This window comes from Yinghuangia seranimata, assembly GCF_029953285.1.
GTDB classification, from domain to species: Bacteria; Actinomycetota; Actinomycetes; order Streptomycetales; family Streptomycetaceae; genus Yinghuangia; species Yinghuangia seranimata.
In genome coordinates, this window is the sequence record NZ_JASAOI010000014.1 from 246,802 (window position 1) to 271,510 (window position 24,709).

Here is a 24,709-nt window from a genome sequence, read left to right on the forward strand (position 1 = left end):
CGGGGAGCACGGCATGGGCATATTCCGACGCGGCGGCAAGCAGCCGGACCAGGACACGGCGTTCCCGTTCCTGACCCGCGACGAGGGCGTGCACCTGCGCCACCTCGTCCGCGGGGCCTTCGCCGCCCGGGAGACGGCCGTGAAGGTCTACGACACCTACGCCACCGACGCCGCGTCCGAGCACGCCGCGGCTTCCGGCAACGGCACGTCCTGGCAGTTCAACCTGGTCAACCTCGCCTCCCGATGCCACGAGCTGCGCGGCGTCCGGAAGTGGTCCGACATCGTGGGCGAGTACGTCGAGAACGCGATACGCATCCGGTCGCTGTCCGAGCGGGAGCGGTCGCTGCAGGACCTCGACCCCGACGTACTGCGGGCCGCGCTCTACCCGCGCGTGACCTCCGACGCCTTCTACGCGGACACCGGCCTGCACACGTACGCGCGCACCCTCGCGCCCGGCCTGCACGAGCTGCTCGCGGTGGCCCACGACGGGCTCTTGCACACGCTCAACGACGCCAGAACGGCCCGCTTCGGCACGCCGGAGGAGGCGTGGCAGATCGCCTACGCCAACCTGAACGCGCTGCCGCTCAACCACTTCGTCCGCGAAGCCGACAACGGGGCCCGCTACGTCGTCGTCGGCGACGGTTCGCCGCACGGGGCGGCGCGGCTGGGCGTGGTCGACGAACTCGTGCGCCGCGTCACGGAGCTGGACGCCGTCCCCGAGAACGGCATTCTGGTGGCCGTGCCGACCCGCGAGCTGCTGATGTTCCACCGCGTCGGCGACCACCTCACGGCCGTCACACCCGCCTCGATGGCCCTCGACGCCGCCGCGCTCTACGCCGACGCGCCGTACGGGGTCAGCCCCGACGTTTTCTGGTGGCACGGCGGCGTGCTCACCCGCGTCACGCAGCAGTCGCCCGAGGGCATCCTCATCAACATCGCGGAAGGCGCGTTCGCCGACATGTTCGAGCGCGCGACCGGCATTCGGCGCGGCGTGGACTCCGCGGACCCGCACCGTTCCTGACCTGCACCGTGATTGGCGGCCTCCCGCCCCTCCCGCTTTTTGATTTTCGCGCGGCCGTCCCGCGCGTCAAGCCGCGGCGGATCTGACGCGGTTCAGGTGGCCTGGCGTGAGGTCAAGGGGGCGGCTTGACCCGCGGGCCGTCCGCGCTGAACACCTCGCACCTAGCGGGAGGGGCGGGGAGTGTGGCGCCGCGTCACGTCACTTCGCGCTGCTCTTCGCGAGGTGCATATCGGTTCACATTCGGGCATAAGGGCGCCCTGGCCCCTATTGACTTCGCGTCAAAAGAACCAAATGGCCACCAGGTGGCCATTTGGTTCTTTTGAACATTGTTTTCAGTATGGGGTCGGTGGCCTGGTGGCCTGGTGGCCTGGTGGCCTGGTGGCGCGGGGCGGGCCCGGGCACCGGGCAGGCCGCGCACCCCACGCTCCAGGCCCCGCGCCCGCCACCCCACGTGAACCGCAGGCGGGCAGCGCGAAGCGAAATGACGCGGCGCCACACCCCCCGCCCCTCCCGCTAGTTGCCAAGGTCGTTAGCGCGGACGGCCTGCGGGTCAAGCCGCCCCCATCACCCCGGGACAGGCCACCAGGACCGCGTCAGATCCACCGCGGCTTGACGCGCGGGACGGCCGCGCGAAAATCAAAAGGCGGGAGGGGCGGGAGGCCTCCAACCGCGGATCAGGTCAGGGACGGTGCAGGCAGGCGCAGTCCACGCCGCCACGGTGCAGGCCACGAACGGTACAGCCCCCGGCCGTCCTCGCCGCAGGAGCAGGCCGACGTACTAGCGGCCGGCTGGCTCGCAAGCCGAAGGCGTGCCGCCGCAACGGAACGGAACCGACACCCTCAGGCGAAATCAGCATCTACAGCGCGTCGGTGACGTCCGTGTCCATCTGGGGGCCGATCACCGGGAGCGGGTAGACCGGTGGGGTGCCGCCGAACTCGGGGCAGAGGGACTGGTGGTCGCACCAGCCGCACAGGCGCGTGCGGTTGGGGCGCCATTCGCCGGTGCGGGTGGCGGTCTGGATGGCCGTCCACAGGGCGCGCAACTTGCGTTCCACCGCGAGGAGATCGGACTCGTCGGGGTCATAACGCAGGATGTTGCCGCTGCCCAGGTACACCAGTTGGAGGCGGCGGGGGAGCCGGCCGTGCTGGCGCCACAGGACCAGCGCGTAGAACTTCATCTGGAACAGCGCCTTGTCCTCGAACCGTTCGGACGGCGCTCGGCCGGTCTTGTAGTCGACGACCCGCAGGTCGCCGGTCGGCGCCACGTCGAGCCGGTCGACGTAGCCGCGCAGGGTGAGGCCGCCGTCGAGCGTGGTCTCGACGTACAGTTCGCGGCGGGCCGGCTCCAGGAGGTTCGGGTCCTCGAGTGTGAAGTACCGCTCCACCAGCTGCTCGGCGCCGGTCAGCCACTCGGCGAGCTCGTCGGCCCGCACCCCGCCCTCGCCGTCGTCGAACAGCTCGGCCAACTCGGGCCGCTTGGCCAGGAGTTCGTCCCACGCCGGACGCACGAGGCCCTGCGCGGCCTGCGGGGTGCGCTCGCCGCGCGGGATGTCGAACAGCCGCTCCAGCACCGAGTGCACGACGGTCCCTCGGGTCGCCGCCGCGCTCGGCTTCTCCGGCAGCTTGTCGATGACACGGAACCGGTACAGCAGCGGGCACTGCATGAAGTCCGCGGCCCGCGACGGCGACAGCGACACACCGCGCGAGTCGGGCGCGGGGCCGCCGCCGTCGGCGGTGTCGGCGGGGGAGTCGGTTCCGGTCGTACTCATGCGAGCCAGAGTACGGGCCGCCGCAGACATCACCGCATCCCGATCCCCGCACCGGTGAAGGCCAGAGGGCTGTTCGACCGAACATCTGACCCGTACGCCCCGTCCGAGAGCGGCTCCGGCGCATCTGGGAAGTTGCCGCACCCGCCAGTAACATCCGTCGCGCTCGTGCACCACCGTCGCACCCGTCCCGCGGGCCGCTTCCGCACGCCCGCGACCGGCGCCCGTCCCGCTCGTGCCCCCGACGCCCCACGCCGAAAGGCCCCGTGCATGCGCCACCGCCTCCACCCCGCCGTGTCCCTCACCGCCGCGGCCCTCCTCGTCGCCGCCGTCCCCGGCACCGCCGAGGCCCACCCCGGACACGGCCACGGCCGCCCCGACCGCGTCACCGTCGGCGACCGCACCTACATCGCCGACGAGCAGGGACGCGCCACCCAGTGGCGCGGGTTCAACCTCTCCGACAAGGGCCACCGCGGCACCGAGGCCTTCGCCGACATCCACGAGAGCGACCTGCGCGACATGGCCGCGCGCGGCTTCAACCTCGCCCGCCTGGCGTTCTTCTGGGACGACCTCGAGCCCACCCGCGGCCACTACGACCGCAGCTACCTCGCCAAGATGCGCCGCATCCTCGACTGGGCCGACAAGTACCACGTCAAGGTCGTCCTCGACGCCCACCAGGACATCTACGGCCCGCACTTCGGCGCCCGCGGCATCCCCGACTGGGCCACCCGCGACGACGGCCTGCCGTTCGAGCCGATCCCGAACGACTGGTTCTCCGAGTACTTCGAGCCGTCCGTCCAGACCGCGTTCGACCACCTGTACAACGACCGCGACCTGCGCGCCGCGCACGCCCGCATGTGGATGACCGTCGCCGCGTCCCTCGGCCACCACCCCGCGCTGCTCGGCTACGACCTGATGAACGAGCCGTTCGCCAAGTTCCTCGAAGGCGAGGACCTGCCCACCGCCGCCGCCCGGTTCGAGGCCACCGAGCTCACCGAGATGTGGAACCGGCTCGCCGACGCCGTTCGCCTCGTCGACCGCGACTCCTGGGTCTTCGTCGAACCCACCGTCATCGTCGGCCTCGGCGTCCCCACCTCGCTCGGCACCATCGACGACCCGCACGCCGGCTACGCCCCGCACTTCTACGAGACCGCCATGGAGAGCGGCGCCGACTACGACCCCTCGGGCCCGTTCATCCCGAACTACGTCGCCGCCATCGGCGCCTACCCCGCCCAGCACCGCATGCCGGTCATCGTGGGGGAGTGGGGCGGCAACCCGACCACCCCCAACGCGGGCCGGTTCATCAACGACATGACCGCCGCCATGAACGGCTTCGCCGACGGCTGGACGTGGTGGCAGTGGTGCCGCGGCAACGGCGGCTACTGCAACCTCAACCCCGCCGGCGAGTGGCGCCCCAACACCGACCTGCTCGCCCAGCCCTACGCGCGCGCCGTCGCCGGCAACCCGCTCAGCACCGGCTACGACCCGGCCACGCACACCTTCAAGCTCACCTACACCACGACCGAGTCCGCCGACGGCCCCACCGAGATCACCGTCCCGCGCGTCGCCTACCCCGGCGGCTTCCGCGTCAGCGTCGACGGCGCCAAGGCCTCCTGGGACGACCGCGGCCAGACCGTACGCGTCAGCACCCACGGCCGCCCCGGCGGCACCTACACGGTGACCATCACCCCGCGCTGACCCCGACCCGCACCGCGACGCGGCGGCGGGAGCCCGGCCTCACCCGGCCGACGGCTCCCGCCGCATCAGCCCCAGGAACGCCTTCTCCACATCGCTCCGCGCCAGCACCCCGTACACGCTGCCGTCCTCCTCGACGACCAGGTACTCCGTCGCCGGCGTCGCCCGCAGCGCCACCAGCAGATCCTCCCCGGCCAGCTCCGCCGACACCCGCAGGCCCGGCTGCAGATCGCGCGCCAGCGGACCCACCGCCACCCACGGCCGGCGCTGCTGCGGCGTCGCCGCCACCCGCGACTCCCGCACCAGCGCCATTGGCTCGCCGTTCCGGTCCACGACCACCAGCGCCTGCGCACCCGCCTCACCGGCGCGCCGCAGCGCCTCCGCCAGCGGCAGATCGGCCTGCACGGGAATGGCCCGGCGCGTCAACGGCCGCACCCGCAACGACGGCAGCCGCTCCCGCAACTGCTCGCCGCGCAGCGACTGGACGGCGCCCGTCCACATGAAACCGGCGATCAGACCGCCGCACACCACCGTGTAGAGGCGCATCCACCCGTCGTCGTTGCGCGACCACACGACCGCCACGACCAGCACCGCGACCGCCAGCACGCGGCCCGCCCACGACGCGGCCACCGTGCCCGCCATCGGCCGCTTCGTCGCGCCCCACACACCCGCCCGCAACATGCGGCCGCCGTCCAACGGCAGCCCCGGCAGCAGGTTGAACACCGCGACCATCAGGTTCGACACCGCCAGCAGCGCCACCATGCGCCCGGTCAGCGACTCGACGTCCAACGCCAGCCCCAGGCCCCAGAAACCGCCCGCCAGCGCCAGCGACAACGCCGGCCCGGCCGCCGCCACCGCGAACTCCCGGCCCGCCGTCTCCGGCTTGTCGATCTCCGAGACCCCGCCCAGGAACTGGATCGTGATGCGGTGCACCGGCAACCCGAACCGCAGCGCCGTGAGCGCGTGCGCCAACTCGTGCACCAGCACCGAGATGTACAGCAGCACCGCGAACAGGAACGCGACCAGGTACTTCCACGACTCCAGCTGCGGGAACAACCGCCCGAACGTCGGCGCGAACAACAGCGTGATGATCAGCGCGATCGCGAACCACGACGTCGACACATAGACGGGGACGCCGAACGGCCGCCCCATCAACAGCCCGCCGCCCGAAGCGCCCTGGCCCTGCGGACCGCCCGGACCGGACCCCGACCCGGAACCCGCACCCGGCGCCGCGCCGCCCCCCGCCCCCTGCTGCCCGCCCCACCCTTGCGACCCGCCAGATGAACTCACGACTCGATGTTATTCGGTGCCCCCTCCGCAGGCCGATCCCCTGGTCAGCGCGTCGCCCGCGGACCGGTACCCTTGTCCGCATGTCTGAACCGACCGGTGCCGCCCGTCGTCGCGGGCCTTTCCAGGTCGGGGACCAAGTGCAGCTCACCGACCCCAAGGGCCGTCACCACACCTTCACCCTCGAAGCGGGCAAGGCCTTCCACACCCACAAGGGTTCGTTCCCCCACGACGAACTCATCGGCGCCCCTGAGGGCACCGTTGTGCGGTCCTCCGGGAACTTCGACTACCTGGCGCTGCGGCCTCTGCTCCCCGACTTCGTCCTGTCCATGCCCCGCGGTGCGGCGGTGATCTACCCCAAGGACGCGGGGCAGATCATCGCGATGGCCGACATCTTCGCCGGCGCCCGCGTCGTCGAGGCCGGCGTCGGCTCCGGCGCGCTCAGCACCTTCCTGCTGCGCGCCGTCGGCGACCAGGGGCAGCTGTCGTCGTACGAACGACGCCAGGACTTCGCGGACATCGCGAAGAAGAACGTCGAGCGCTACTTCGGCGGCCCGCACCCCGCGTGGAAGCTCACCGTGGGCGACCTCCAGGACAACCTCGTCGAGACCGACGTCGACCGCGTCATCCTCGACATGCTCGCTCCCTGGGAGTGCCTCGAGGCGGTCCACAAGGCACTCGTCCCCGGCGGCCTGGTGTGCTGCTACGTGGCCACCACCACCCAGCTGGCCCGCACCGTCGAGACCATGCGCGCCATGCGCTGCTTCACCGAGCCCCAGTCCTGGGAGTCGATGGTGCGCACGTGGCACGTCGAGGGTCTCGCGGTACGCCCCGACCACCGCATGATCGGGCACACCGGCTTCCTGGTGACCGCCCGCCGCATGGCCGACGGCGTCGACGCCCCCATGCGCCGCCGCCGCCCCTCCAAGGGCTACGACAGCGAGGACTACGAGGCCCCCGAGGTCTGACCCCGTCCGACCCTGTCCGGTCACCACCCGATTCGTCCCCGGGGCGGCCCCGCTCGTGCGAGCGGAGCCGCCCCGGACCCTTTTCCGGGCGCCGCCGGCCCACTAACGTGGCCGTCCGTGGCGGATGAACACAACGCGTCGGAAGTCGCAGGTCCCGACCCGGACCCCACGGCGGTCGAGCCCGCGCCGGAACCGGCCTCAGAATCGGCATCGGAACCGGCGTCGGAGTCGACCGAACTGGTCCGGATCGTCGCCGAGCAGCCCCGCGTCCCCAAGCCCGACGTGAAGAACTCCGTCGTCCTGGCGACCGCAGCCTGCCTGCTCGCCTTCACCGGCGTCTGCGGCGTCGCCATATGGACGGCGTCCCGCTTCGACGGCGGCGTCCCCGGCATAACCTCGCCCGCCAACGGCCACCGCGAGGCCCCGATCATCCCCGTGTCCGAGCGCACCGGACACCCCGCGGAGCCCGGCACACAGCCGCCCGGCGGCCCCGCCGAACCGGCCCCCGGCCCGCGCGCCACCACCCCGCAGACCGGCCGCGGCAGCGACCGTCCGCCGGCCGCCCCCGACTGGGGCGCGCTGCAGTACCCGATCGACTGCGGCGGCGGCCCCGTGGAGGTCGTCAAAGCCCTTCCCGTGCCCCCGGAGGCCGGGGGACGGTATGTCGTCCAGGTCCACTGCGTTGCGGGCTCAGGAACCGCCCCTGACGCCCTCTACGGGTACACCCTGGGCGCGGACGGAACCCCCACGCCCACCCGTACGCTCCTCGACACCACGGCCGACCGCGTCGTGCGCTCGCTCACGGCCACCGCGGACGGCAAGATCACCGCGGAGCTGCTGGGCTGGTCGTCCGACCTGGTGCCGCGCAGCAGCCCCGACGTCACCGAGACCCGCGTCCTGACCCCGTAGACCCCCGCAGACCTCCCGGACCCGCCGTCCGCCGCAACCGGCCCGAACAGCCAACCCAGGTCACCCATACGGAGTCTGGCGCCCCGTCAGGCGCCGTCCCGGGTCAGACCGCGTCCGGCCCGTAGACCTCGACGCCATCCGAAACACGCCGCATGTGAATGCACTCGCCAGGACACTTGCGTGTGGCGTCGATCACTTCCACCAGGAGCGGAACCGGAACCGGAACCGCCGCCCCCGGATCGGTGCGCAGCTCGTCGTCGTCGCCCTTCACGTAGGCGAGACCGTCGATGTCCAGCTCGAACACTTCGCGGGCGAACTGCACGCAGATTCCGTCACCGGTGCAAAGATCCTGGTCGATCCACACCTCAAGAGGTTCATTCTCGGCGGACATCGAGCCTCGCACTTCACCGTTTCGTACCGGGATCCGACCAAGAGACCCTACCCCCGACGGCTTCTTGATGTTGTCGGGTGGGTATCTGGACCACACAACAGTGGGGGCAATCGCAAGGGTGAAGATCGGACACGCCCGCATCGTCTTTTGATCAAGGGGTTTCAACCCCTCCTGCCACAGGTAGGGTCGGAGACGTCGCAGCTCCCAGGAGGAGGTGAGGACCGTGGCAGCCCACGACGACGACATGAACCGTGGCGGGAGGCCGGCTCGGGGTACGGACGACCTCATGAGCCAGGTGTCCTTTCTTGAGCAGGAAGTCGCCGTCCTGCGTCGCAAGCTCGCCGACTCGCCGCGTCAGACGAGGATGCTGGAGGAGCGCATTGTCGAGCTCCAGACCAGCCTCGCAGGTCTGACCACACAGAACGAGCGGCTGGTGGCGACGCTCCGAGAGGCCCGCGATCAGATCGTGGCCCTCAAGGAGGAGGTGGACAGGCTCGCGCAGCCACCTTCCGGATTCGGCGTATTCCTGAACGCAAACGATGACGGCACGGCGGACATCTTCACCGGAGGCCGCAAGCTCCGCGTGAACGTCAGCCCCAACCTCGACCTCGACGACCTCCAGCGTGGCCAGGAGGTCATGCTCAACGAGGCGCTCAACGTGGTCGACGCCATGGAGTTCGAGCGGATCGGCGATGTCGTGATGCTCAAGGAACTCCTCGAAGACGGCGAACGCGCCCTGGTCATCGGGCACACCGACGAGGAGCGCGTGGTGCGCCTCGCCGAACCGCTGCTCGACGGACCGCTCCGGGCGGGGGACTCCCTGCTCCTCGAACCGCGCTCCGGGTACGTGTACGAACGCGTCCCCAAGAGCGAGGTCGAGGAACTGGTCCTCGAAGAGGTGCCGGACATCGACTACACCAAGATCGGCGGTCTGCGAAACCAGATCGAGCTGATCCGCGACGCTGTCGAACTGCCGTACCTCCACCCGGATCTGTTCAAGGAGCACGAACTCCGACCCCCCAAGGGCATCCTGCTCTACGGGCCCCCCGGATGCGGAAAGACGCTCATCGCCAAGGCGGTCGCCAACTCGCTCGCCAAGAAGGTCGCCGAGGCCAAGGGCGGCAACGGCGAACAGGGCAAGAGCTACTTCCTCAACATCAAGGGCCCCGAGCTGCTCAACAAGTACGTCGGTGAGACCGAGCGGCACATCCGCCTGGTCTTCCAGCGGGCGCGCGAAAAGGCCAGCGAGGGAACCCCCGTCATCGTCTTCTTCGACGAGATGGACTCGCTGTTCCGCACCCGGGGCTCGGGCGTCAGCTCGGACGTGGAGAACACCATCGTCCCGCAGCTGCTCTCCGAGATCGACGGCGTGGAGGGCCTGGAGAACGTCATCGTCATCGGCGCCTCGAACCGCGAGGACATGATCGACCCGGCGATCCTGCGCCCGGGCCGACTGGACGTGAAGATCAAGATCGAGCGTCCGGACGCCGAGGCGGCCAAGGACATCTTCGCCAAGTACCTGACGGCCAACCTCCCGCTCCACGAGGACGACCTGAAGGAACACAGCGAGGACAAGGCCACCACCGTCGCCAACATGATCCAGCGGGCCGTCGAGCGGATGTACGCCGAGTCCGAGGAGAACCGCTTCCTCGAGGTCACGTACGCCAACGGCGACAAGGAGACCTTGTACTTCAAGGACTTCAACTCCGGCGCCATGATCGAGAACATCGTCGGCCGCGCCAAGAAGATGGCCATCAAGGACTTCCTCGAGCTGGGCCACAAGGGCATCCGCGTCTCGCACCTCCTCGCCGCCTGTGTGGACGAGTTCAAGGAGAACGAGGACCTGCCCAACACCACCAACCCCGACGACTGGGCCCGGATCTCCGGCAAGAAGGGCGAGCGGATCGTCTACATCCGCACGCTCGTCACGGGCAAGCAGGGATCCGACGCCGGACGCTCCATCGACACGGTCGCCAACACCGGACAGTACCTGTGACACCTGCCGCCGCGGCCCACACGTTGCTGTGGGCCGCGGCGGCGTGTCTGTCGGGACCAATCGTCCCGGCCGTATCCACACCACCCACCAACGGCAATAGGCTCGATATATGACCAGGGTGCACCCGACCGGCTACACGTCGGTGAACGACGCCCCCGCGGCCCGCCGCGGGAGCTCAGCCGGCCGGGCAAGGGATAAGGGGGTCGCATGACCGTCCAGCGCGTGATGGGCATCGAGACCGAATACGGGATCTCCGTGCCGGGACATCCCGGCGCCAACGCGATGCTGACGTCGTCTCAGGTCGTCAACGCGTACGCCGCCGCGATGCAGCGCGCCCGGCGCGCGCGTTGGGACTTCGAGGAGGAGAACCCGCTGCGCGACGCCCGCGGCTTCGACCTCGCGCGCGAACTCGCCGACGCCAGCCAGCTGACCGACGAGGACGTCGGCCTCGCCAACGTCATCCTCACCAACGGCGCACGCCTGTACGTCGACCACGCGCACCCCGAGTACTCCGCCCCCGAGACCACCAACCCCCGCGACGCCGTCATCTGGGACAAGGCCGGCGAGCGCATCATGGCCGAGGCCGCCCGACGCGCCGGCGAAGTCCCCGGCGGCCAGCAGATCCTGCTGTACAAGAACAACACCGACAACAAGGGCGCCAGCTACGGCTGCCACGAGAACTACCTGATGCAGCGCGCCACCCCGTTCGCGGACATCGTGCGGCACCTGACGCCGTTCTTCGTCTCGCGCCAGGTGGTCTGCGGCGCCGGCCGCGTCGGCATCGGCCAGGACGGCTCCGCGCACGGCTTCCAGATCAGCCAGCGCGCCGACTACTTCGAGGTCGAGGTCGGCCTCGAGACGACGCTCAAGCGGCCGATCATCAACACCCGCGACGAACCCCACGCCGACGCCGAGAAGTACCGGCGCCTGCACGTCATCATCGGCGACGCCAACCTGTCCGAGGTGTCCACCTACCTCAAGCTCGGCACCACCGCCCTGGTGCTGTCGATGATCGAGGACCGGTTCATCACCCACGACCTCACCGTCGACCAGCCGGTGCGCACCCTGCACCAGGTCTCGCACGACGCGTCCCTGAAGCACCTGGTCACCCTGCGCGGCGGCCGCAAGCTCACCGCGGTCCAGCTGCAGATGGAGTACCTCGAGCTGGCCCGCAAATACGTCGAGGACCGCTTCGGCACCGACGTGGACGCCACCACGACGGACGTGCTGGACCGCTGGGAGTCCGTCCTCACCCGCCTGGAGACCGACCCCATGTCGCTCTCGCGCGAACTGGACTGGGTCGCCAAGCTCCAGATCCTCGAGGGCTACCGGCAGCGCGACGGGCTCGACTGGGACGCCCCCCGGCTGCACCTCGTCGACCTTCAGTACGCCGACGTACGCCCCGACAAGGGCCTCTACAACCGCCTGGAGAACCGCTTCGAGCGGATCTCCACCGAGACCGAGGTCCAGCGGGCCGCGCACCTCCCTCCGGAGGACACCCGCGCCTACTTCCGGGGCCGCTGCCTGGAACAGTACGCCGATGAGGTAGCCGCGGCCTCCTGGGACTCGGTGATCTTCGACGTGCCCGGCCACGACTCGCTCCAGCGGGTCCCCACCCTGGAGCCCCTGCGCGGCACCAAGGCGCACGTCAAGGAGCTGCTGGACCGCTGCCGCACGGCCGAGGAGCTGGTCGCCGCGCTGACCGGGGGCTGACCTGCGCCGTCCATGATCATCCAACAAGGTGAAACCGGTGTTCGCGGGCAGGTGAACGGGCTCGCGGATGGGTGAACCACACCCGTGTGGGGGAAGAAGCCGGTGGAGGCACCGCACCCGCGGTGTGACGCAGGGAATTCCCGTGAAGGGGAACACCCTGCGCCCTACGCTTGTAGTGTCTGATCACCTGGCCCGCACGGCCCGTTGACCGGACCGCGGTGGGCTTGGTCGTCCTGCAAAGGACCGAGACGAAAAGGCGGGGTGAGTCGAATGGCCACGAAGGACAACGGCGGACAGGCTCGGGCCAATAAGCGCTCGGAAGAAATCGAAGAAGAATCGACCGAGGCGCAGGGTTCCTCCGACCTGCAGGAACGCCAGGAAAAGCTGACCGATGACGTCGATGCGGTGCTCGACGAAATTGACGAGGTCCTTGAGGAGAACGCGGAGGACTTCGTGCGCGGATTTGTCCAGAAGGGTGGCGAATAGTCACCAAATGTCCGATTTGCCCTCGGAAAAGAAATACTCCAAGCGCCACCGGCTTCTTTCTCGCGAAGAATTCGCGACGCATAACTACATGAAAGACGGCCTGCGGATTTATTGCCGTGACTGTCAGGCCGTTTACGCCCGGGCTTATGTCAAGGCTCGTCGTGAAGCGAAGAAGCTGTCGAAGCCGGTGGTGCCCCCGGGGTACGAGCGTTGCCCCGGGGGCGGCGCCGTCAAGCCGCATTCAGCAGATGCTGTACGACCAGGTCGGGCGCTGTGCGATCTGCCTCGTGGCACGCGCCGAACACGTGGATCACGATCACGAAACCGGTAGGGTCCGAGCCGTACTCTGCTTCAACTGCAATGCCGCCCTTGGGCATTTCAAGGATCGACCCGACGCGCTCCGCCGGGCCGCCGCCTACTTGGAAGGGATCGTGTGGAAGCCAACACGCGTGGCACCGGGCGTCTACCGGCTGCCTTCCTGACCCCCGGGTCGTCCTCGTTCACCGAGTTCCTCGCGGACTACCAGCCGGAGCTGCTGCCGTCGCGGCGGGGGCTGCCCGCAACGCCGGTGACGGTCGAGGCGCCGCACGGCACGACGATCGTGGCCGTGACGTTCCCCGGCGGTGTCGTGATGGCCGGCGACCGCCGCGCGACGATGGGGAACCTCATCGCGCAGCGGGACATCGAGAAGGTGTTCCCCGCCGACGAGTACAGCTGTGTCGGTATCGCCGGCACCGCGGGCCTCGCGGTGGAGATGGTGAAGCTCTTCCAGGTCGAACTGGAGCACTACGAGAAGATCGAGGGCACCACGATGTCCCTCGAGGGCAAGGCGAACCGGCTCACGCAGATGATCCGGGGCAACCTGCCGATGGCGATGCAGGGTCTGGCCGTGGTGCCGCTGTTCGCCGGGTACGACCTCGACGCGGGTGTCGGCCGGATCTACAGCTACGACATCACCGGCGGCCGTTCCGACGAGCAGCAGGGGTACACGTCGGTCGGCTCCGGCTCGCTGTTCGCGCGCGGCGCGCTCAAGAAGCTCTACCGCGACGACCTCAACGCCGACCAGGCGGTCACGGTCTGCGTCCAGGCGCTGTACGACGCCGCCGACGACGACTCGGCGACCGGCGGCCCTGACCTGTCCCGCAAGATCTTCCCGATCGTGACCGTCGTGACCGACGAGGGCCTGAGCCGGTGGACCGACGAGCAGGTCGGCGCGGTCGTCCGGACGATCGTGGACGCCCGCCTGGTGCGTCCCGACGGCCCGAACGCGCCCCTGAACTGACCTTTTTCGACGGCTCATTGGACGGTCGGCGAGTTTTGATCCTCTCTCAGCAAAGGACTCCACGGTGACGACGCCTTTCTATGTGTCGCCGCAGCAGGCCATGGCGGACCGGGCCGACTACGCCCGCAAGGGCATCGCCCGAGGCCGCAGCGTGGTCGTTCTGACGTACGCGGACGGCATCCTGTTCGTGGCGGAGAACCCGTCGCGGGCCCTGCACAAGATGAGCGAGATCTACGACCGCATCGCGTTCGCGGCGGTCGGCAAGTACAACGAGTTCGAGAACCTGCGGATCGGCGGCGTGCGGTACGCCGACATCCGCGGCTACTCCTACGCGCGGCACGACGTCACGGCCCGCGGCCTGGCGAACGTGTACGCGCAGACGCTGGGCACGATCTTCTCCAGCGGCGGCGAGAAGCCGTACGAGGTCGAGCTGATCGTGGCGGAGGTCGGCGCGGCGCCGGGCGACGACCAGATCTACCGGCTGACGTACGACGGTTCGATCGCCGACGAGCAGCACTACGTCGCGATGGGCGGCAACGCCGACCAGATCACCGAGCAGCTCAAGCGCACGCACCGTGAGGGGCTGCCGCTGGGCGAGGCGCTGCGGGTGGCGGTCGACGTGCTGGGCCGGGACGGCAGCGGGGAGAAGCGGACGATCACCGCGGCGCAGCTCGAGGTCGCCGTGTTGGACCGGACGCGGACCCAGGACCGCAAGTTCAAGCGGATCGTCGGCACGCAGTTGGCCCGTCTGTTGGGCGAGGGCGCGACGGCGGCCGGCGTGGAGGCGGAGTCCGACGCGGAGGACGGCGATTCGTCGGCCGAGTGAGCCGGCGGTCAGGTTCAGCGGACGCCACGGGCCCGCCCCCTTCGAAGGGGGCGGGCCCGTCCCGTGTGTGGGGGCGTCAGGCGCGTGGCGGGGCCGTGGAGTCGCGCAGGAGGAGTTCGGCGGGCAGGGAGACGTCGTCCGGGCTGCGGCCGTCCAGGAGGTCGAGGAGGGCGCTCATGCCGGCCTCGCCGAGCTCGTGGGCGGGGAGGCTCACGGTGGTGAGCTCCGGTTCGAGGACGGTCGCGAAGGCGACGTCGCCGATGCCGGTGACGGACAGGTCCTCGGGAATGCGCAGGCCGCGGGCGCGGGCGGCCTTGTAGGCGCCGACCGCGAGGACGTCGTCGTCGCAGACCAGGGCGGTGGGCGGTGTGGGGCCGTCCAGCAGGGTGAGTGCGGCGGCGGTGGCGTCGGGGATCGTCAGCGGGGTGCGGGCGTGGTCGGTCTCGGTGCCGGCGACGGCGCGGACGGCGTCGCGGAAGGCGGCCTCGCGGCTGGCGAACGTCCAGCTGTCGATCTCGGCGCACAGGCGCGCGACGCGGCGGTGGCCGAGGCCGAGCAGGTGCGTGGTGAGTGCGGACATGCCGTCGGCGATCGCGATGTTGGCGGTGGGGGCGCCCGCGCCCGGCTGGCTGTCGAGCATGACGAGGGGGAGCCCCGCGCCGGGTCCGGCCGTGCCCAGGAGGTCGGAGAGGGTTTCCACGGCGGTCGAGGACGCCAGGACGCCGTCCAGTGCCGTGTGGGCGGCGGCGAACGGGCTGGCGACGGGCGTGCGTTCGGCGCCGGCCGCGACCGGTGACGGGTAGACGACGACGGAGAAGTCGCGTGCGGCGGCGGCGTGGGACGCGCCCGTGTGGACGGCGCCGAAGAACGGGTTGGTGAGGGCCGGCACCACGAGGAGGACGGTGCGGGTCGTGCCGAGTCGGAGGTGGCGGGCGGCCTGGTTGGGCCGGTAGCCGAGGGCGGCGCTGGCCTCGTTGACGGCGCGCACGGTGCGTTCGGAGACGCGTCCGGGCCATTTGCCGGCGTGCACGAGGGAGACGGTGGACTGCGAGACCCCGGCGAGTTTGGCGACGTCCTTGCTGGTGGGGCGGCCGGATCGGGGGTCGGCGGCCTGGTCGTCCGCGGGGGTGCCGGTCGGGGACACGTGCGGCGTTCCCTTCGTGCGTGCGGGCATCGGGGTGGTGGAGAAGACGGTCGGGCCCGGTCGGTCGATGCCTTTCGCCACTGTAAGCGGTGGGGTCGGCGTCGTGGTGGAGGGGCGGCCGGTGTCCGTGGTGTGCCGTGTCACGCCGGCCCGGCGGAGCGCCCGATCGGCTGCCTGCGGACCTTGCCGCGTGCCACCGCCCGCCCCGCGGTGTTGCCCGCGGCCCCGCGCGCCGGGCCAGGCGCGAGTGGCGGGTCGTCCTCAGGCACCGCTCCCATCGCATGCCGGCTGGGTTGCTCTTTGGTCGCATGGCGGGGACACTGGGACGGTCAGTCATACGTATGACGTCGCGGAGAGTCGAGCCCATGCGCATATACGCGGACCTCTTCCGCGCCCGCTACGCGGCGCGGCTGCTCGGCGGCACGCTGCTCGGGCGGCTGCCGAACGGCATGGGCGCGCTCGCGATCCTGCTGCTCGCCCGCGCCGACGGGGCGAGCTACGGCGTCGCGGGCGCGCTGTCCGCGCTGTCCGGGCTGGCGACCGCGCTCGGGCAGCCCGCGCTGGGGCGGTGGACGGACCGGCGGGCGGGCGGCCAGACCGCCGTGCTGATCGGCGGGGCGGTCGTCTCGGCGCTCGGGTACGCGCTGTTCGCCGTCGTCGGCGTCGACCCGCTCCCCGTTGCGCTGGCGGCCGTGCTGGTGGCCGGGTTCGCGACGCCGCCGCTGGAGTCGGGGCTGCGGGCGCTGTGGCCGACCGTGCTGCGCCCCGACCAGATCCACGCCGCGTACGCGTTGGACGCCGCCTCGCAGGAGATCCTCTTCACCGTCGGCCCGATGATCGTCGTGCTCGTCACCGCGGCCTTCTCGGAGGCCGCCGCCGTGGTCGTGACCGGCGTGCTCGGCATCGTCGGAACCCTGGTGGTCGCCACCTCGAGGCCGTCCCGCGCGTGGCGCGGTGCCGCGCACACGCCGCACTGGGCGGGCCCCCTGCGCGCGCCGGGGCTGCGGGTGCTGCTGATCGCGCTCACGCTGACCGGCACCGCGCTCGGCGTCATCAACGTCGCGGCCGTCGCGTACGCGGACGAGCACGGCCGGGCGGTGTGGGCGGGCGCGGTCATGGCGGCGATGTCCACCGGCGCGTTCATCGGCGGTGTGGTGCACGGCGCGCGCCGGTGGGCGCGTCCCGCGCGGGAGCGACTCCCGTGGCTGCTGGGCGCCCTGACGGTGGGTTACCTGCCGCTGGTGTGGGCGCCTGCGCCGGGGGTCATGCTGGTGCTCGCCGTGGTGTCCGGGCTGTTCCTCGCACCCACTATCGCCTGCGCGTTCACCCTGGTCGACGAGCTCGCGCCGACCGGCACGGTCACAGAGGCGTTCGCGTGGATCGTGGCGGCCATGGGGACGGGTGCCGCGGTGGGTACCGCGGTCGCCGGCTTCGCGGGCGAAGTCGGGGGAGTGCGCGGCGCGTTCGCGGTGGCCGGAGTGGGTGCGGCCCTTGGTCTTGCCTACCTGTTCGCGGGCCGCCGCAAACTTGTTCCGGCTGTGATCCACTCCGACGAGACCAACGCCCGCGAGTTGGTGCCGTAACACCACATCAGCGGCGTAATGTTGGTTCATGGACCGCCGAATCTTCGGGCTCGAGAACGAGTACGGCGTCACGTGCACGTTCCGTGGACAGCGCAGGCTGTCCCCGGACGAGGTGGCGCGGTACCTGTTCCGCAGAGTCGTCTCGTGGGGCCGAAGCAGCAACGTCTTCCTACGCAACGGGGCCAGGCTGTACCTGGATGTGGGCAGCCACCCCGAATACGCCACGCCGGAATGCGATTCCGTTCCCGAGCTCGTCGTGCACGACAAGGCCGGCGAACGGATCCTTGAGGGCCTGCTGGTGGACGCCGAGCGGCGTCTCCACGAGGAGGGCATCGCCGGCGACGTCTACCTGTTCAAGAACAACACCGACTCAGCGGGCAACTCGTACGGCTGCCACGAGAACTACCTCGTGGCCCGGCACGGCGAGTTCTCCCGGCTGGCCGACATCCTCATCCCGTTCCTGGTGACCCGTCAGATGCTGTGCGGCGCGGGCAAGGTGCTCCAGACGCCGCGCGGCGCGGTGTACTGCGTGAGCCAGCGCGCCGAGCACATCTGGGAGGGCGTGAGCTCAGCGACCACGCGCTCCCGCCCGATAATCAACACCCGCGACGAACCGCACGCGGACGCCGAGCGGTACCGGCGCCTGCACGTGATCGTCGGCGACTCGAACATGGCCGAGCCGACGACGATGCTGAAGGTCGGCGCGACCGACCTGGTGCTGCGCATGATCGAGGCCGGCATGGTCATGCGCGACCTCACGCTGGAGAACCCGATCCGGGCGATCCGCGAGGTGAGCCACGACATGACCGGGCAGCGGAAGGTGCGGCTGGCCAACGGCCGGGAGGCGTCCGCGCTGGAGATCCAGCTGGAGTACCTCACCAAGGCGATGGACTTCGCCGACCGGCGGGGCATCCGCACCGGCACCGTGCAGCAGGTCCTCGACCTGTGGGAGCGCACGCTCACCGCGGTGCAGACCGGGAACCTCGACCTGGTGGGCCGGGAGATCGACTGGGTCATCAAGTACCAGCTGATCGAGCGGTACCGGGCGAAGCACAACCTGCCGATGGCGTCGCCGCGCGTCGCGCAGATCGACCTGGCGTACCACGACATCCACCGGCGCCGCGGGCTGTACTACCTGATGGAGCGGCGCGGGCAGGTCGAGCGGATCGGGCAGGACGTCAAGATCTTCGAGGCGAAGTCGGTGCCGCCGCAGACCACGCGGGCCCGGCTGCGCGGCGAGTTCATCAAGAAGGCGCAGGAGCAGCGGCGGGACTTCACCGTCGACTGGGTGCACCTCAAGCTCAACGACCAGGCGCAGCGCACCGTGCTGTGCAAGGACCCGTTCCGCGCGGTCGACGACCGGGTGGAGAAGCTGATCGCCAGCATGTAGCGCGGAGGTGGCGCGGACGCGGCGCGCGTACAGCGCGGCGGAGCCGGCGGCACGCGGCGTGATCGCACAAGCGGTCACGCCGCGTGACGTTACGGTCGGGTACGGAGCGAAGTGAGGTTTCGTCTTCACACGATTCCGACTCGGGTTGCCCGTAGAGTGTCCGGGTCCTTGTCGGCTCTTGCAGAGGAATACCGTGCGACGTCGTTTCGCCGCGCTGCTTCTTGTTCCCGCCCTGATGGTCGGTGCCGCCGCGTGCGGTGACGGCAAGGGTGACAAGAAGAGCTCAGCTTCGCCCAGCCCCACCAAGCCCGCGCGCGTCGTGCCCGCGAGCACCACCGGCGCGGTCACCGCGAACGCGGCGTTCAACCAGCCGCCGACCATCGCGGTGCCGGACGGCGCCGCGCCCGCCGGGCTGCAGACCACGGTGCTCACCGAGGGAACCGGCCCGGTGGTCACCAAGTACGACATCGTCAAGGCGAACTACGAGGGCGTCTCGTGGAGCACCAAGAAGGTGTTCGACAGCTCCTTCGACCGCGGTCAGCCCGCGGAGTTCCCGCTGCTGGGCGTCGTCAAGGGCTGGACGCAGGGCCTGGAGGGCAAGAAGGTCGGCAGCCGCGTGCAGCTGGTCATCCCGCCGGACCTGGGCTACGGCGCGGCCGGCAAGGGCGACGACATCAAGGCGAACGAGACCCTGGTCTTCATCGTCGACATCGTCAGCGACACCCCGGGCTACGCGAGCGGCACCCCGGCGCCGGCGAACCCGGACCTGCCGACGCTGACGACCGACGGCCCGAAGGTCAGCGGCATCACGTTCCCGGCGGGCAAGAACCCGCCGGCGCAGATGGTCTCGCAGGTGCTGATCGAGGGCGGCGGCGCGGCGATCACCCCGACCGACACGCTGGTGCACCAGGTCGTGCAGTGGGTGTGGGGCGACCCGAAGGGCCTCGGTTCGAGCTGGACGACCAGCGGCGTGACCGAGTTCTCGGCGGCGCAGGCGAACTCGACGCTCGGGAAGAGCATCGCCGAGGGTCTCGCGGGTAAGAAGGTCGGCAGCCGCGTGATGCTCGTGATCCCGCCGGACAAGGCGTTCGGCGCGGCGGGCGCGCCGCAGTACAACATCCCGGCGAACGCCACGCTGGTGATAGTGATCGACGTGGTCCAGGCGATTCCGGCGGGCCAGGCGGGCAGCGGCAGCGGTAGCTGATCCGGCGTCGCGGGGCCGGGTTTTCCCGGTCCCGCGCGGCGGGGCGCGGCACATGGGCCGCGCTGGGCTGACAGAGTGTCCGTCGGCAGTGTTCAGACAGCAAGGAGCGGTACCCGATGAGCAACACGAACGAGCGGCCCGAGATCGACTTCCCCGAGGGCGCGCCGCCCAAGGAGCTGGAGATCACCGACATCGTGGTGGGCGACGGCGAGGAGGCCAAGGCCGGCCACACCGTCAAGGCCGACTACGTCGGCGTGTCGTTCTCCACGGGCGACGAGTTCGACGCGAGCTGGAACCGCGGCCAGCCGCTGGAGTTCGGCCTCGGCAGGGGCCAGGTCATCCAGGGCTGGGACCAGGGCATCCAGGGCATGCGCGTCGGTGGCCGCCGCAAGCTGGTCATCCCGCCGCACATGGCGTACGGCGACCGCAGCCCGAGCCCGCTGATCAAGGCCGGCGAGACGCTGATCTTCGTCGTCGACCTGCGCGGCGTGCGCTAGACGTTCCGCGGCTCGGCCGCATCACGGCGGGCGGTACTCCGGCGACGAGCCGGGGTGCCGCCCGCCGGCGTTTCCGGGGCCGGTCGGGCCGGGCGCGGGGTGTGGGTGGGCTGCCGAGGTCAGGTGTCGGGGAGCAGGCGTGCCGCGTGGCGGCCCGCCGCGGCCGAGGCCAGGAAGTGGGCGTGGTCCTCGTCGAGGCCGCGCCCCATGGTGGAGAGCCGGACCGGTGTCGCGCGCAGGGCCGCGTCGAGTCCGTCGACGGGGACGGTGACGACGCGGTGCCGGTCGCGCAACGGGGCGACGTCGGCGGCGAGTTCGTCGGCCAGCGGGCCGTCGAGTGCGGGGACGACGACGTCGGCGGGGGCGAGGGCGACGCGGCCGTAGGCGGTGAGGCTGTGGTGGGAGACGCCGCGGTGGCGTGCGCGCGGGTCGGCGTCGGAGATCCGGAGGGCGGCGACCGCGCGGCCGCCGAGCGCGGCGACGGCGTTGACCGCCTCGCCGGCCGCGACGCCGGAGAAGCCCCAGCGGGTGTCGGTGCCGAGGTTGCCGGGGCCCTGGGTGACGACGGCGACGTCGGCGCGCAGGACGTGCCGGGCGGCGAGCAGGCCGGTGTGCACGGTGACGGCTTCGAGGTCGCCGCCGAAGGCCTGCCCGGTGGTGACGGTGCCGGTGAGCCAGTCGGTGTCGCGCAGCGTCGCGACGGTCATGGAGAACCAGGACGGGAGCGCGCCGCCGTCGGTCATGACGTAGGCGACGCGGGCGTCGGGGCGCTCGGCGCGTACGCCCGCGCAGACGGCCGGCAGTGCGGAGTGCAGGTCGGCGACGACGACGGGCATGCCGTCGAGGTCGTCGGCGTCGCGCAGGAGTTCGTGGTGGGGCGAGTCCTGCTCGTCGGCGCCGAGGACGATGGCCTGCAGCGGCGTGTAGCGGCCCTTCACCAGGTGGCCGGGGCCCGGCGGCGGGTCGGGCGGCAGTCGGTCGGGCAGCGCGACGACCATCGCGTAGCCGCCGGTGCCGAGTCCGAGGGTCAGCGCGCCGGTGTTGAGCAGCACGGTGTCGCCGGGCTCGGGGCGGCCGACCAGCGCGGGGTAGGCGAGCGCGCGGACGACGTCCCCCGACCCGTCCTGACGCACCGTCAACTCAACGGCTCCGCGCCACTCGCGCCGGACTTCGAGCACCTCACCGCGCCGCCACGTGATCACGGTCGGTGAGATTAGTGGAACTGGTCGCCTCCCTCCACCCGGCGTCCCCGGCGTGTGCTTGCGCCCCAGCCGCCCCCGGGGCCACGCCCCGGTGACCGGGCGGACACCGAACACGCGAACGCGGTACGGTCGGGGCGGAACGTGCCGCCTGTTCCGCGCTGTGCGCGTGCGGGCACGGCCATGCGCGCGGCAGGCGCGCCGCGTGGTGTGACGAGATGTGGACCCAAGGGGCGGGAACGGATGGCGATCCCCAAGCAGGAGCGGTTGGTGAGCCTGGTCATGTGCCTGCTCGCCGCGCGCCGGTACGTCACGAAGGAGGAGCTGCGGTCCTCGATCGAGTCGTACCGCATGTGTACCTCCGACGAGGCGTTCGACCGGATGTTCGAGCGGGACAAGGACGACGTCCGCGAGCTCGGCTTCGCGATCGAGACCGGCGCGAACGACCCGCTCGTCGAGTCCGCCGACGGCTACCGCATCCGCCCCGAGCACAACGCGCTCCCGCCCGTCGACCTCGACCCCGAGGAGGCGGCCGCGCTCGCGCTGGCCGCCGGGGCGTGGCAGCAGTCCTCGCTGTCCGGCGCGGCGACCGGGGCGCTCTACAAGCTCAAGGCGGCCGGCGTCGAGATCGACACCGCTCCGCTGACGGCGGTCGAACCCCGCGTGACCGCACGGGAGTCCGCGTTCGGGCCGCTCCTCGAGGCGCTGCGCACGCGGCGTCCCGTGCAGTTCACCTACCGTGGCTCGGGTGCCGCCGAGGCCCGCCAGCGCGTCGTCGAGCCGTGGGGCATGAGCTGCTGGCGCGGCCGCTGGTACCTGGTCGGCTGGGCGCGCGACCGCGAGGAGCAGCGCGTCTTCCGCCTTGAGCGGGTGCTCGACAAGCCGAAGCCGAAGATCCTGCGCGAGCCGCTGCGCGCCCCGGTGCCCGACAACGTCGACATCCGCGCGCAGGTCGCCCGGTTCGCGGGCGAGGGCGGCGAGGGCACGGCGCGCATCCGCGTGCGGGTCGGCGCCGGCTTCCCGCTGCGGGCGCGCGCGACCGCCGTCAAGCAGCTCGACGAGGCCTGGGACGAGCTCGAACTCCCGTACGGGCACGGCCTGCACAACTGGATCGCCGAGTTCGGCCCCGACGTGGTCGTGGTCGACCCGCCCGAGCTGCGCACCGCCGTGGTGCGCCAGCTGCGCGCCGCCGCGGGCCTGCCGGTCGACGCCGCGAACGAGGGGACGGACGTCTGATGAGCAACGCACTCGACGACACCCGGCGCCTGCTGTCGCTCGTCGCCTACCTGCGCGAGCGCCCCGGCGCGCGCCTTGAGGACGTGGCCCGCGCGTTCGGCCACGACATCGACGCGATCGAGGCGGACCTCGGCACGCTGCACATGTGCGGCACCAGCTTCATGGCCGACGACCTCCTCGAACCGCACGTCGACTCCGAGGGCCGGGTCTGGCTCGACAACGCCGACGCGCCGGTGCGCCCGGTGCGGCTCGCCCCGCACGAGGCGCTGAGCCTGCTGGTCGCGCTGCGCGCCCTCGCCGGGCTGTCCGGTCTGCGCGACCGCGACCGCGAGGCGCTCGGCCGGGTCACCGCCAAGCTGGAGGACGCGGCGGGCGAGGCGGCCGAGGTCGCCGCGCACGTCAGCGTCGAGTTCGAGACGGAGGAGTCGTCGTTCGCGACGATGGACCGCGCCATCGCCGAGCGGCGCGTGCTGCGCCTCAACTACTACGTGCCGCGCCGCGACCAGGTCACCGAGCGCGTCGTCGACCCGGTGCGGCTGCTCCTCGTCGAGGGCCGGCCCTATCTGCTGGCGTGGTGCCGCACCGCCGAGGACCGGCGGCTGTTCCGGCTCGACCGGGTGGTCGCCGCCGAGCTGCTGGACGAGGCGTCCGAGCCGCCGACGGTGGCCCCGTTCGACCCGGCCGAGGGCCTGGTGCAGGCGTCGCCCGACGACATCGAGGTGGTGCTCGAACTCGGGCCCGGCGGCCGCTGGGTGCGCGAGTACTACCCGTACGACGCGCTCCAGGAGCTGCCCGACGGCGGCCTGCGGCTGACGCTGCGCACCCCCGACCCGTCGGTGGTGCGCCGGCTCGCGCTGCGGCTCGGCGAGCACGGCCGCGTGGTGTCCCCGCCGGAGCTGGCCGACGAGGTCCGCGGGACGGCGGAGGCCGCGCTCGCGGCGTACGCGACCGCCTGACCCGACGCGTCCGGCGCCTGCGGCACCTTCGTTCCAACAGACTCGGCCCGGTCGGCCGCGCCGACTCCCGCGATCCCGCCCGTGCGCCGGGCGGTCCCGGAGCCCCCGGTGACCGCCCGCTCACGTGCGGCGCTTGACCCGGACCCGGTGATCCCACACTCTGGTGCGGCGTCAGGGTGGCACGCGGGGCACCGGTTCCCTGACCCGGCACTCGGCGCGCCCGGCGGCGCGGGCAAGGAGGCTCCCCGGTGGCGACGTTCACGGCACGCTGCACGGTGTGCGGGCGCGTTGAGCTGACGGCTGATCAGCTGCGGCTCGTGCTGCGCCCCAACAAGTCGTTCTACCTGTTCCGCTGCCCGACGTGCGGCGAGTCGGTGCGCCGCCCGGCCGGCGAGAAGATCGTCGAGCTGCTGTCCGACGGCGGCGTCGCGTCCATGCAGGTCGCGGGCTGACGTCGGTAGGGTTCCGGCATGCTCTTGTGGGTCCTGCTCGCCGCCGTCCTCGTCCTCGTCGTCGCCGGTCTCGCGGTGCTCGGCAGACTGGCCTTCCGGTTGGCGGGTGACGTGCGTCACTTCGCCCGGACCGCCGCCGACGCCGCCGACCGCATCGGCGAGGCCGCCGCGGAGCTCGATGCGGCGCGAATGCCGCTCAACCGGCGCGGTTTGTAGATGTCCTGAAAGATCTTTGGCGTAACACCGGTGAACAGATGGGTTCCGAAAGCGCCCGACGTTCGCCACGATTGCGTTGCACAGCCTTAACACTGGTCAGCGTACGATCGGACCCATCAACCCCCCGGTTATGAGGTAGCAACTATGTTCGGCAGGCTTGGACCCACCGAGATCATTCTGATCCTGGTCATCGTCGTGCTCCTGTTCGGTGCCAAGAAGCTGCCGGACACCGCGCGGGCGCTCGGCCGTTCGATGCGCATCCTCAAGAGCGAGGCCAAGGCGATGAAGACCGACGACGCGGACGCGGACGCCGCCGCCCGGTCGAACGCCCCGGAGGCGCCGCGGACCATCCAGGCCGCGCCCGGCGACACCACGCAGGCGCGCCCCGTCGGCGAGGCCGACGCCAACCGCCGCTGACCCCAAGCCCCCCGGAGTCGGCCCTCAAGTGAGCGAACGCAGAGGGCTCAGGCGCAAGCCTGCCCCGCCCAAGAAC

The 24,709-nt window shown here is 71.2% G+C and carries 24 protein-coding genes; 19 read left to right on the top strand and 5 right to left on the bottom strand.

Annotation, left to right across the window (positions count from 1 at the left end; all coding sequences use genetic code 11):
* Window positions 1-13: 13 nt before the first annotated feature.
* Window positions 14-1,021, top strand: a complete 1,008-nt coding sequence (locus QI554_RS10780; RefSeq protein ID WP_281468529.1) for a hypothetical protein — start codon at window positions 14-16, stop codon at window positions 1,019-1,021.
* Window positions 1,022-1,877: 856 nt separating this feature from the next.
* Here the strand turns inward: QI554_RS10780 and QI554_RS10785 are convergent.
* Complete coding sequence (locus QI554_RS10785) at window positions 1,878-2,789, bottom strand: RecB family exonuclease (RefSeq protein ID WP_281468531.1); 912 nt, start codon at window positions 2,787-2,789, stop codon at window positions 1,878-1,880.
* A 267-nt stretch (window positions 2,790-3,056) separates the two neighbouring features.
* Between QI554_RS10785 and QI554_RS10790 the strand changes: the two genes are divergently transcribed.
* Complete coding sequence (locus QI554_RS10790) at window positions 3,057-4,484, top strand: cellulase family glycosylhydrolase (protein WP_281468533.1); 1,428 nt, start codon at window positions 3,057-3,059, stop codon at window positions 4,482-4,484.
* 39 nt (window positions 4,485-4,523) lie between these two features.
* Here QI554_RS10790 and QI554_RS10795 read toward each other — a convergent pair whose 3' ends face one another.
* Window positions 4,524-5,771 carry a site-2 protease family protein gene (locus QI554_RS10795; protein ID WP_281468535.1) on the bottom strand — a complete coding sequence of 416 codons (1,248 nt, stop codon included), beginning with the start codon at window positions 5,769-5,771 and terminating at the stop codon, window positions 4,524-4,526.
* 80 nt (window positions 5,772-5,851) lie between these two features.
* Here QI554_RS10795 and QI554_RS10800 point away from each other — a divergent pair, with 80 nt between their 5' ends.
* Both QI554_RS10800 and QI554_RS10805 read left to right on the top strand, forming a co-directional pair.
* Complete coding sequence (locus QI554_RS10800; RefSeq protein ID WP_281468537.1) at window positions 5,852-6,736, top strand: tRNA (adenine-N1)-methyltransferase; 885 nt, start codon at window positions 5,852-5,854, stop codon at window positions 6,734-6,736.
* A gap of 117 nt (window positions 6,737-6,853) precedes the next feature.
* Window positions 6,854-7,645 carry a hypothetical protein gene (locus tag QI554_RS10805; RefSeq protein WP_281468539.1) on the top strand — a complete coding sequence of 264 codons (792 nt, stop codon included), beginning with the start codon at window positions 6,854-6,856 and terminating at the stop codon, window positions 7,643-7,645.
* A gap of 103 nt (window positions 7,646-7,748) precedes the next feature.
* On the opposite strand, the gene QI554_RS10810 is transcribed toward QI554_RS10805, so the two are convergent.
* Entirely contained in the window at window positions 7,749-8,036 is a 288-nt protein-coding gene (locus tag QI554_RS10810; protein WP_281468540.1) for a ferredoxin, read from the bottom strand.
* A 223-nt stretch (window positions 8,037-8,259) separates the two neighbouring features.
* Here QI554_RS10810 and arc point away from each other — a divergent pair, with 223 nt between their 5' ends.
* The 6 genes from arc (at window position 8,260) to prcA (ending at window position 14,339) form a co-directional block, all read left to right on the top strand.
* Window positions 8,260-10,032 (top strand): proteasome ATPase, encoded by a 1,773-nt coding sequence (gene arc / locus QI554_RS10815; RefSeq protein WP_281468543.1) that lies wholly within the window; start codon window positions 8,260-8,262, stop codon window positions 10,030-10,032.
* 207 nt (window positions 10,033-10,239) lie between these two features.
* Window positions 10,240-11,745, top strand: coding sequence for a depupylase/deamidase Dop (gene dop, locus QI554_RS10820; RefSeq protein WP_281468545.1), 1,506 nt, complete (start codon window positions 10,240-10,242; stop codon window positions 11,743-11,745).
* Window positions 11,746-12,015: 270 nt separating this feature from the next.
* A complete protein-coding gene (locus QI554_RS10825; RefSeq protein WP_281468547.1) occupies window positions 12,016-12,231 on the top strand; it encodes a ubiquitin-like protein Pup in 216 nt (71 codons plus the stop codon).
* Window positions 12,232-12,479: 248 nt separating this feature from the next.
* Complete coding sequence (locus QI554_RS43375) at window positions 12,480-12,713, top strand: endonuclease VII domain-containing protein (protein WP_343230777.1); 234 nt, start codon at window positions 12,480-12,482, stop codon at window positions 12,711-12,713.
* A complete protein-coding gene (gene prcB / locus QI554_RS10835) occupies window positions 12,665-13,513 on the top strand; it encodes a proteasome subunit beta (protein WP_281468549.1) in 849 nt (282 codons plus the stop codon). The genes QI554_RS43375 and prcB overlap by 49 nt, the downstream gene beginning before the upstream one ends.
* A 64-nt stretch (window positions 13,514-13,577) precedes the next feature.
* Window positions 13,578-14,339 carry a proteasome subunit alpha gene (gene prcA, locus QI554_RS10840; protein WP_281468551.1) on the top strand — a complete coding sequence of 254 codons (762 nt, stop codon included), beginning with the start codon at window positions 13,578-13,580 and terminating at the stop codon, window positions 14,337-14,339.
* Window positions 14,340-14,415: 76 nt separating this feature from the next.
* On the opposite strand, the gene QI554_RS10845 is transcribed toward prcA, so the two are convergent.
* On the bottom strand, window positions 14,416-15,513 hold the full coding sequence (locus tag QI554_RS10845) for a LacI family DNA-binding transcriptional regulator (protein ID WP_281468553.1): 1,098 nt from the start codon (window positions 15,511-15,513) through the stop codon (window positions 14,416-14,418).
* A gap of 335 nt (window positions 15,514-15,848) precedes the next feature.
* Here QI554_RS10845 and QI554_RS10850 point away from each other — a divergent pair, with 335 nt between their 5' ends.
* The 4 genes from QI554_RS10850 (at window position 15,849) to QI554_RS10865 (ending at window position 20,157) form a co-directional block, all read left to right on the top strand.
* On the top strand, window positions 15,849-17,066 hold the full coding sequence (locus tag QI554_RS10850; RefSeq protein ID WP_281468555.1) for an MFS transporter: 1,218 nt from the start codon (window positions 15,849-15,851) through the stop codon (window positions 17,064-17,066).
* 28 nt (window positions 17,067-17,094) lie between these two features.
* Window positions 17,095-18,456: a Pup--protein ligase gene (gene pafA, locus QI554_RS10855; protein ID WP_281468557.1), complete on the top strand. Its 1,362-nt coding sequence runs from the start codon at window positions 17,095-17,097 to the stop codon at window positions 18,454-18,456.
* A gap of 193 nt (window positions 18,457-18,649) precedes the next feature.
* Window positions 18,650-19,660, top strand: coding sequence for an FKBP-type peptidyl-prolyl cis-trans isomerase (locus QI554_RS10860; protein ID WP_281468559.1), 1,011 nt, complete (start codon window positions 18,650-18,652; stop codon window positions 19,658-19,660).
* A 116-nt stretch (window positions 19,661-19,776) separates the two neighbouring features.
* Window positions 19,777-20,157, top strand: coding sequence for an FKBP-type peptidyl-prolyl cis-trans isomerase (locus QI554_RS10865; protein ID WP_281468561.1), 381 nt, complete (start codon window positions 19,777-19,779; stop codon window positions 20,155-20,157).
* Window positions 20,158-20,276: 119 nt separating this feature from the next.
* On the opposite strand, the gene QI554_RS10870 is transcribed toward QI554_RS10865, so the two are convergent.
* Complete coding sequence (locus QI554_RS10870) at window positions 20,277-21,359, bottom strand: DUF3866 family protein (RefSeq protein WP_281468563.1); 1,083 nt, start codon at window positions 21,357-21,359, stop codon at window positions 20,277-20,279.
* A 240-nt stretch (window positions 21,360-21,599) separates the two neighbouring features.
* On the opposite strand from QI554_RS10870, the gene QI554_RS10875 reads away from it, so the two are divergent.
* From QI554_RS10875 to tatA, 5 genes are all read left to right on the top strand, one after another.
* The gene (locus tag QI554_RS10875; RefSeq protein WP_281468565.1) at window positions 21,600-22,592 is read left to right on the top strand and encodes a helix-turn-helix transcriptional regulator; all 993 of its coding nucleotides are present in this window, start codon (window positions 21,600-21,602) and stop codon (window positions 22,590-22,592) included.
* Complete coding sequence (locus QI554_RS10880) at window positions 22,592-23,548, top strand: helix-turn-helix transcriptional regulator (protein ID WP_281468567.1); 957 nt, start codon at window positions 22,592-22,594, stop codon at window positions 23,546-23,548. The genes QI554_RS10875 and QI554_RS10880 overlap by 1 nt, the downstream gene beginning before the upstream one ends.
* A gap of 248 nt (window positions 23,549-23,796) precedes the next feature.
* On the top strand, window positions 23,797-24,000 hold the full coding sequence (locus tag QI554_RS10885) for a PDDEXK family nuclease (RefSeq protein ID WP_281468569.1): 204 nt from the start codon (window positions 23,797-23,799) through the stop codon (window positions 23,998-24,000).
* An 18-nt stretch (window positions 24,001-24,018) separates the two neighbouring features.
* Window positions 24,019-24,216 (top strand): hypothetical protein, encoded by a 198-nt coding sequence (locus QI554_RS10890; RefSeq protein WP_281468571.1) that lies wholly within the window; start codon window positions 24,019-24,021, stop codon window positions 24,214-24,216.
* 144 nt (window positions 24,217-24,360) lie between these two features.
* Window positions 24,361-24,633 (top strand): Sec-independent protein translocase subunit TatA, encoded by a 273-nt coding sequence (tatA, locus tag QI554_RS10895; RefSeq protein WP_281468573.1) that lies wholly within the window; start codon window positions 24,361-24,363, stop codon window positions 24,631-24,633.
* The last annotated feature ends 76 nt before the right edge of the window (window positions 24,634-24,709 follow it).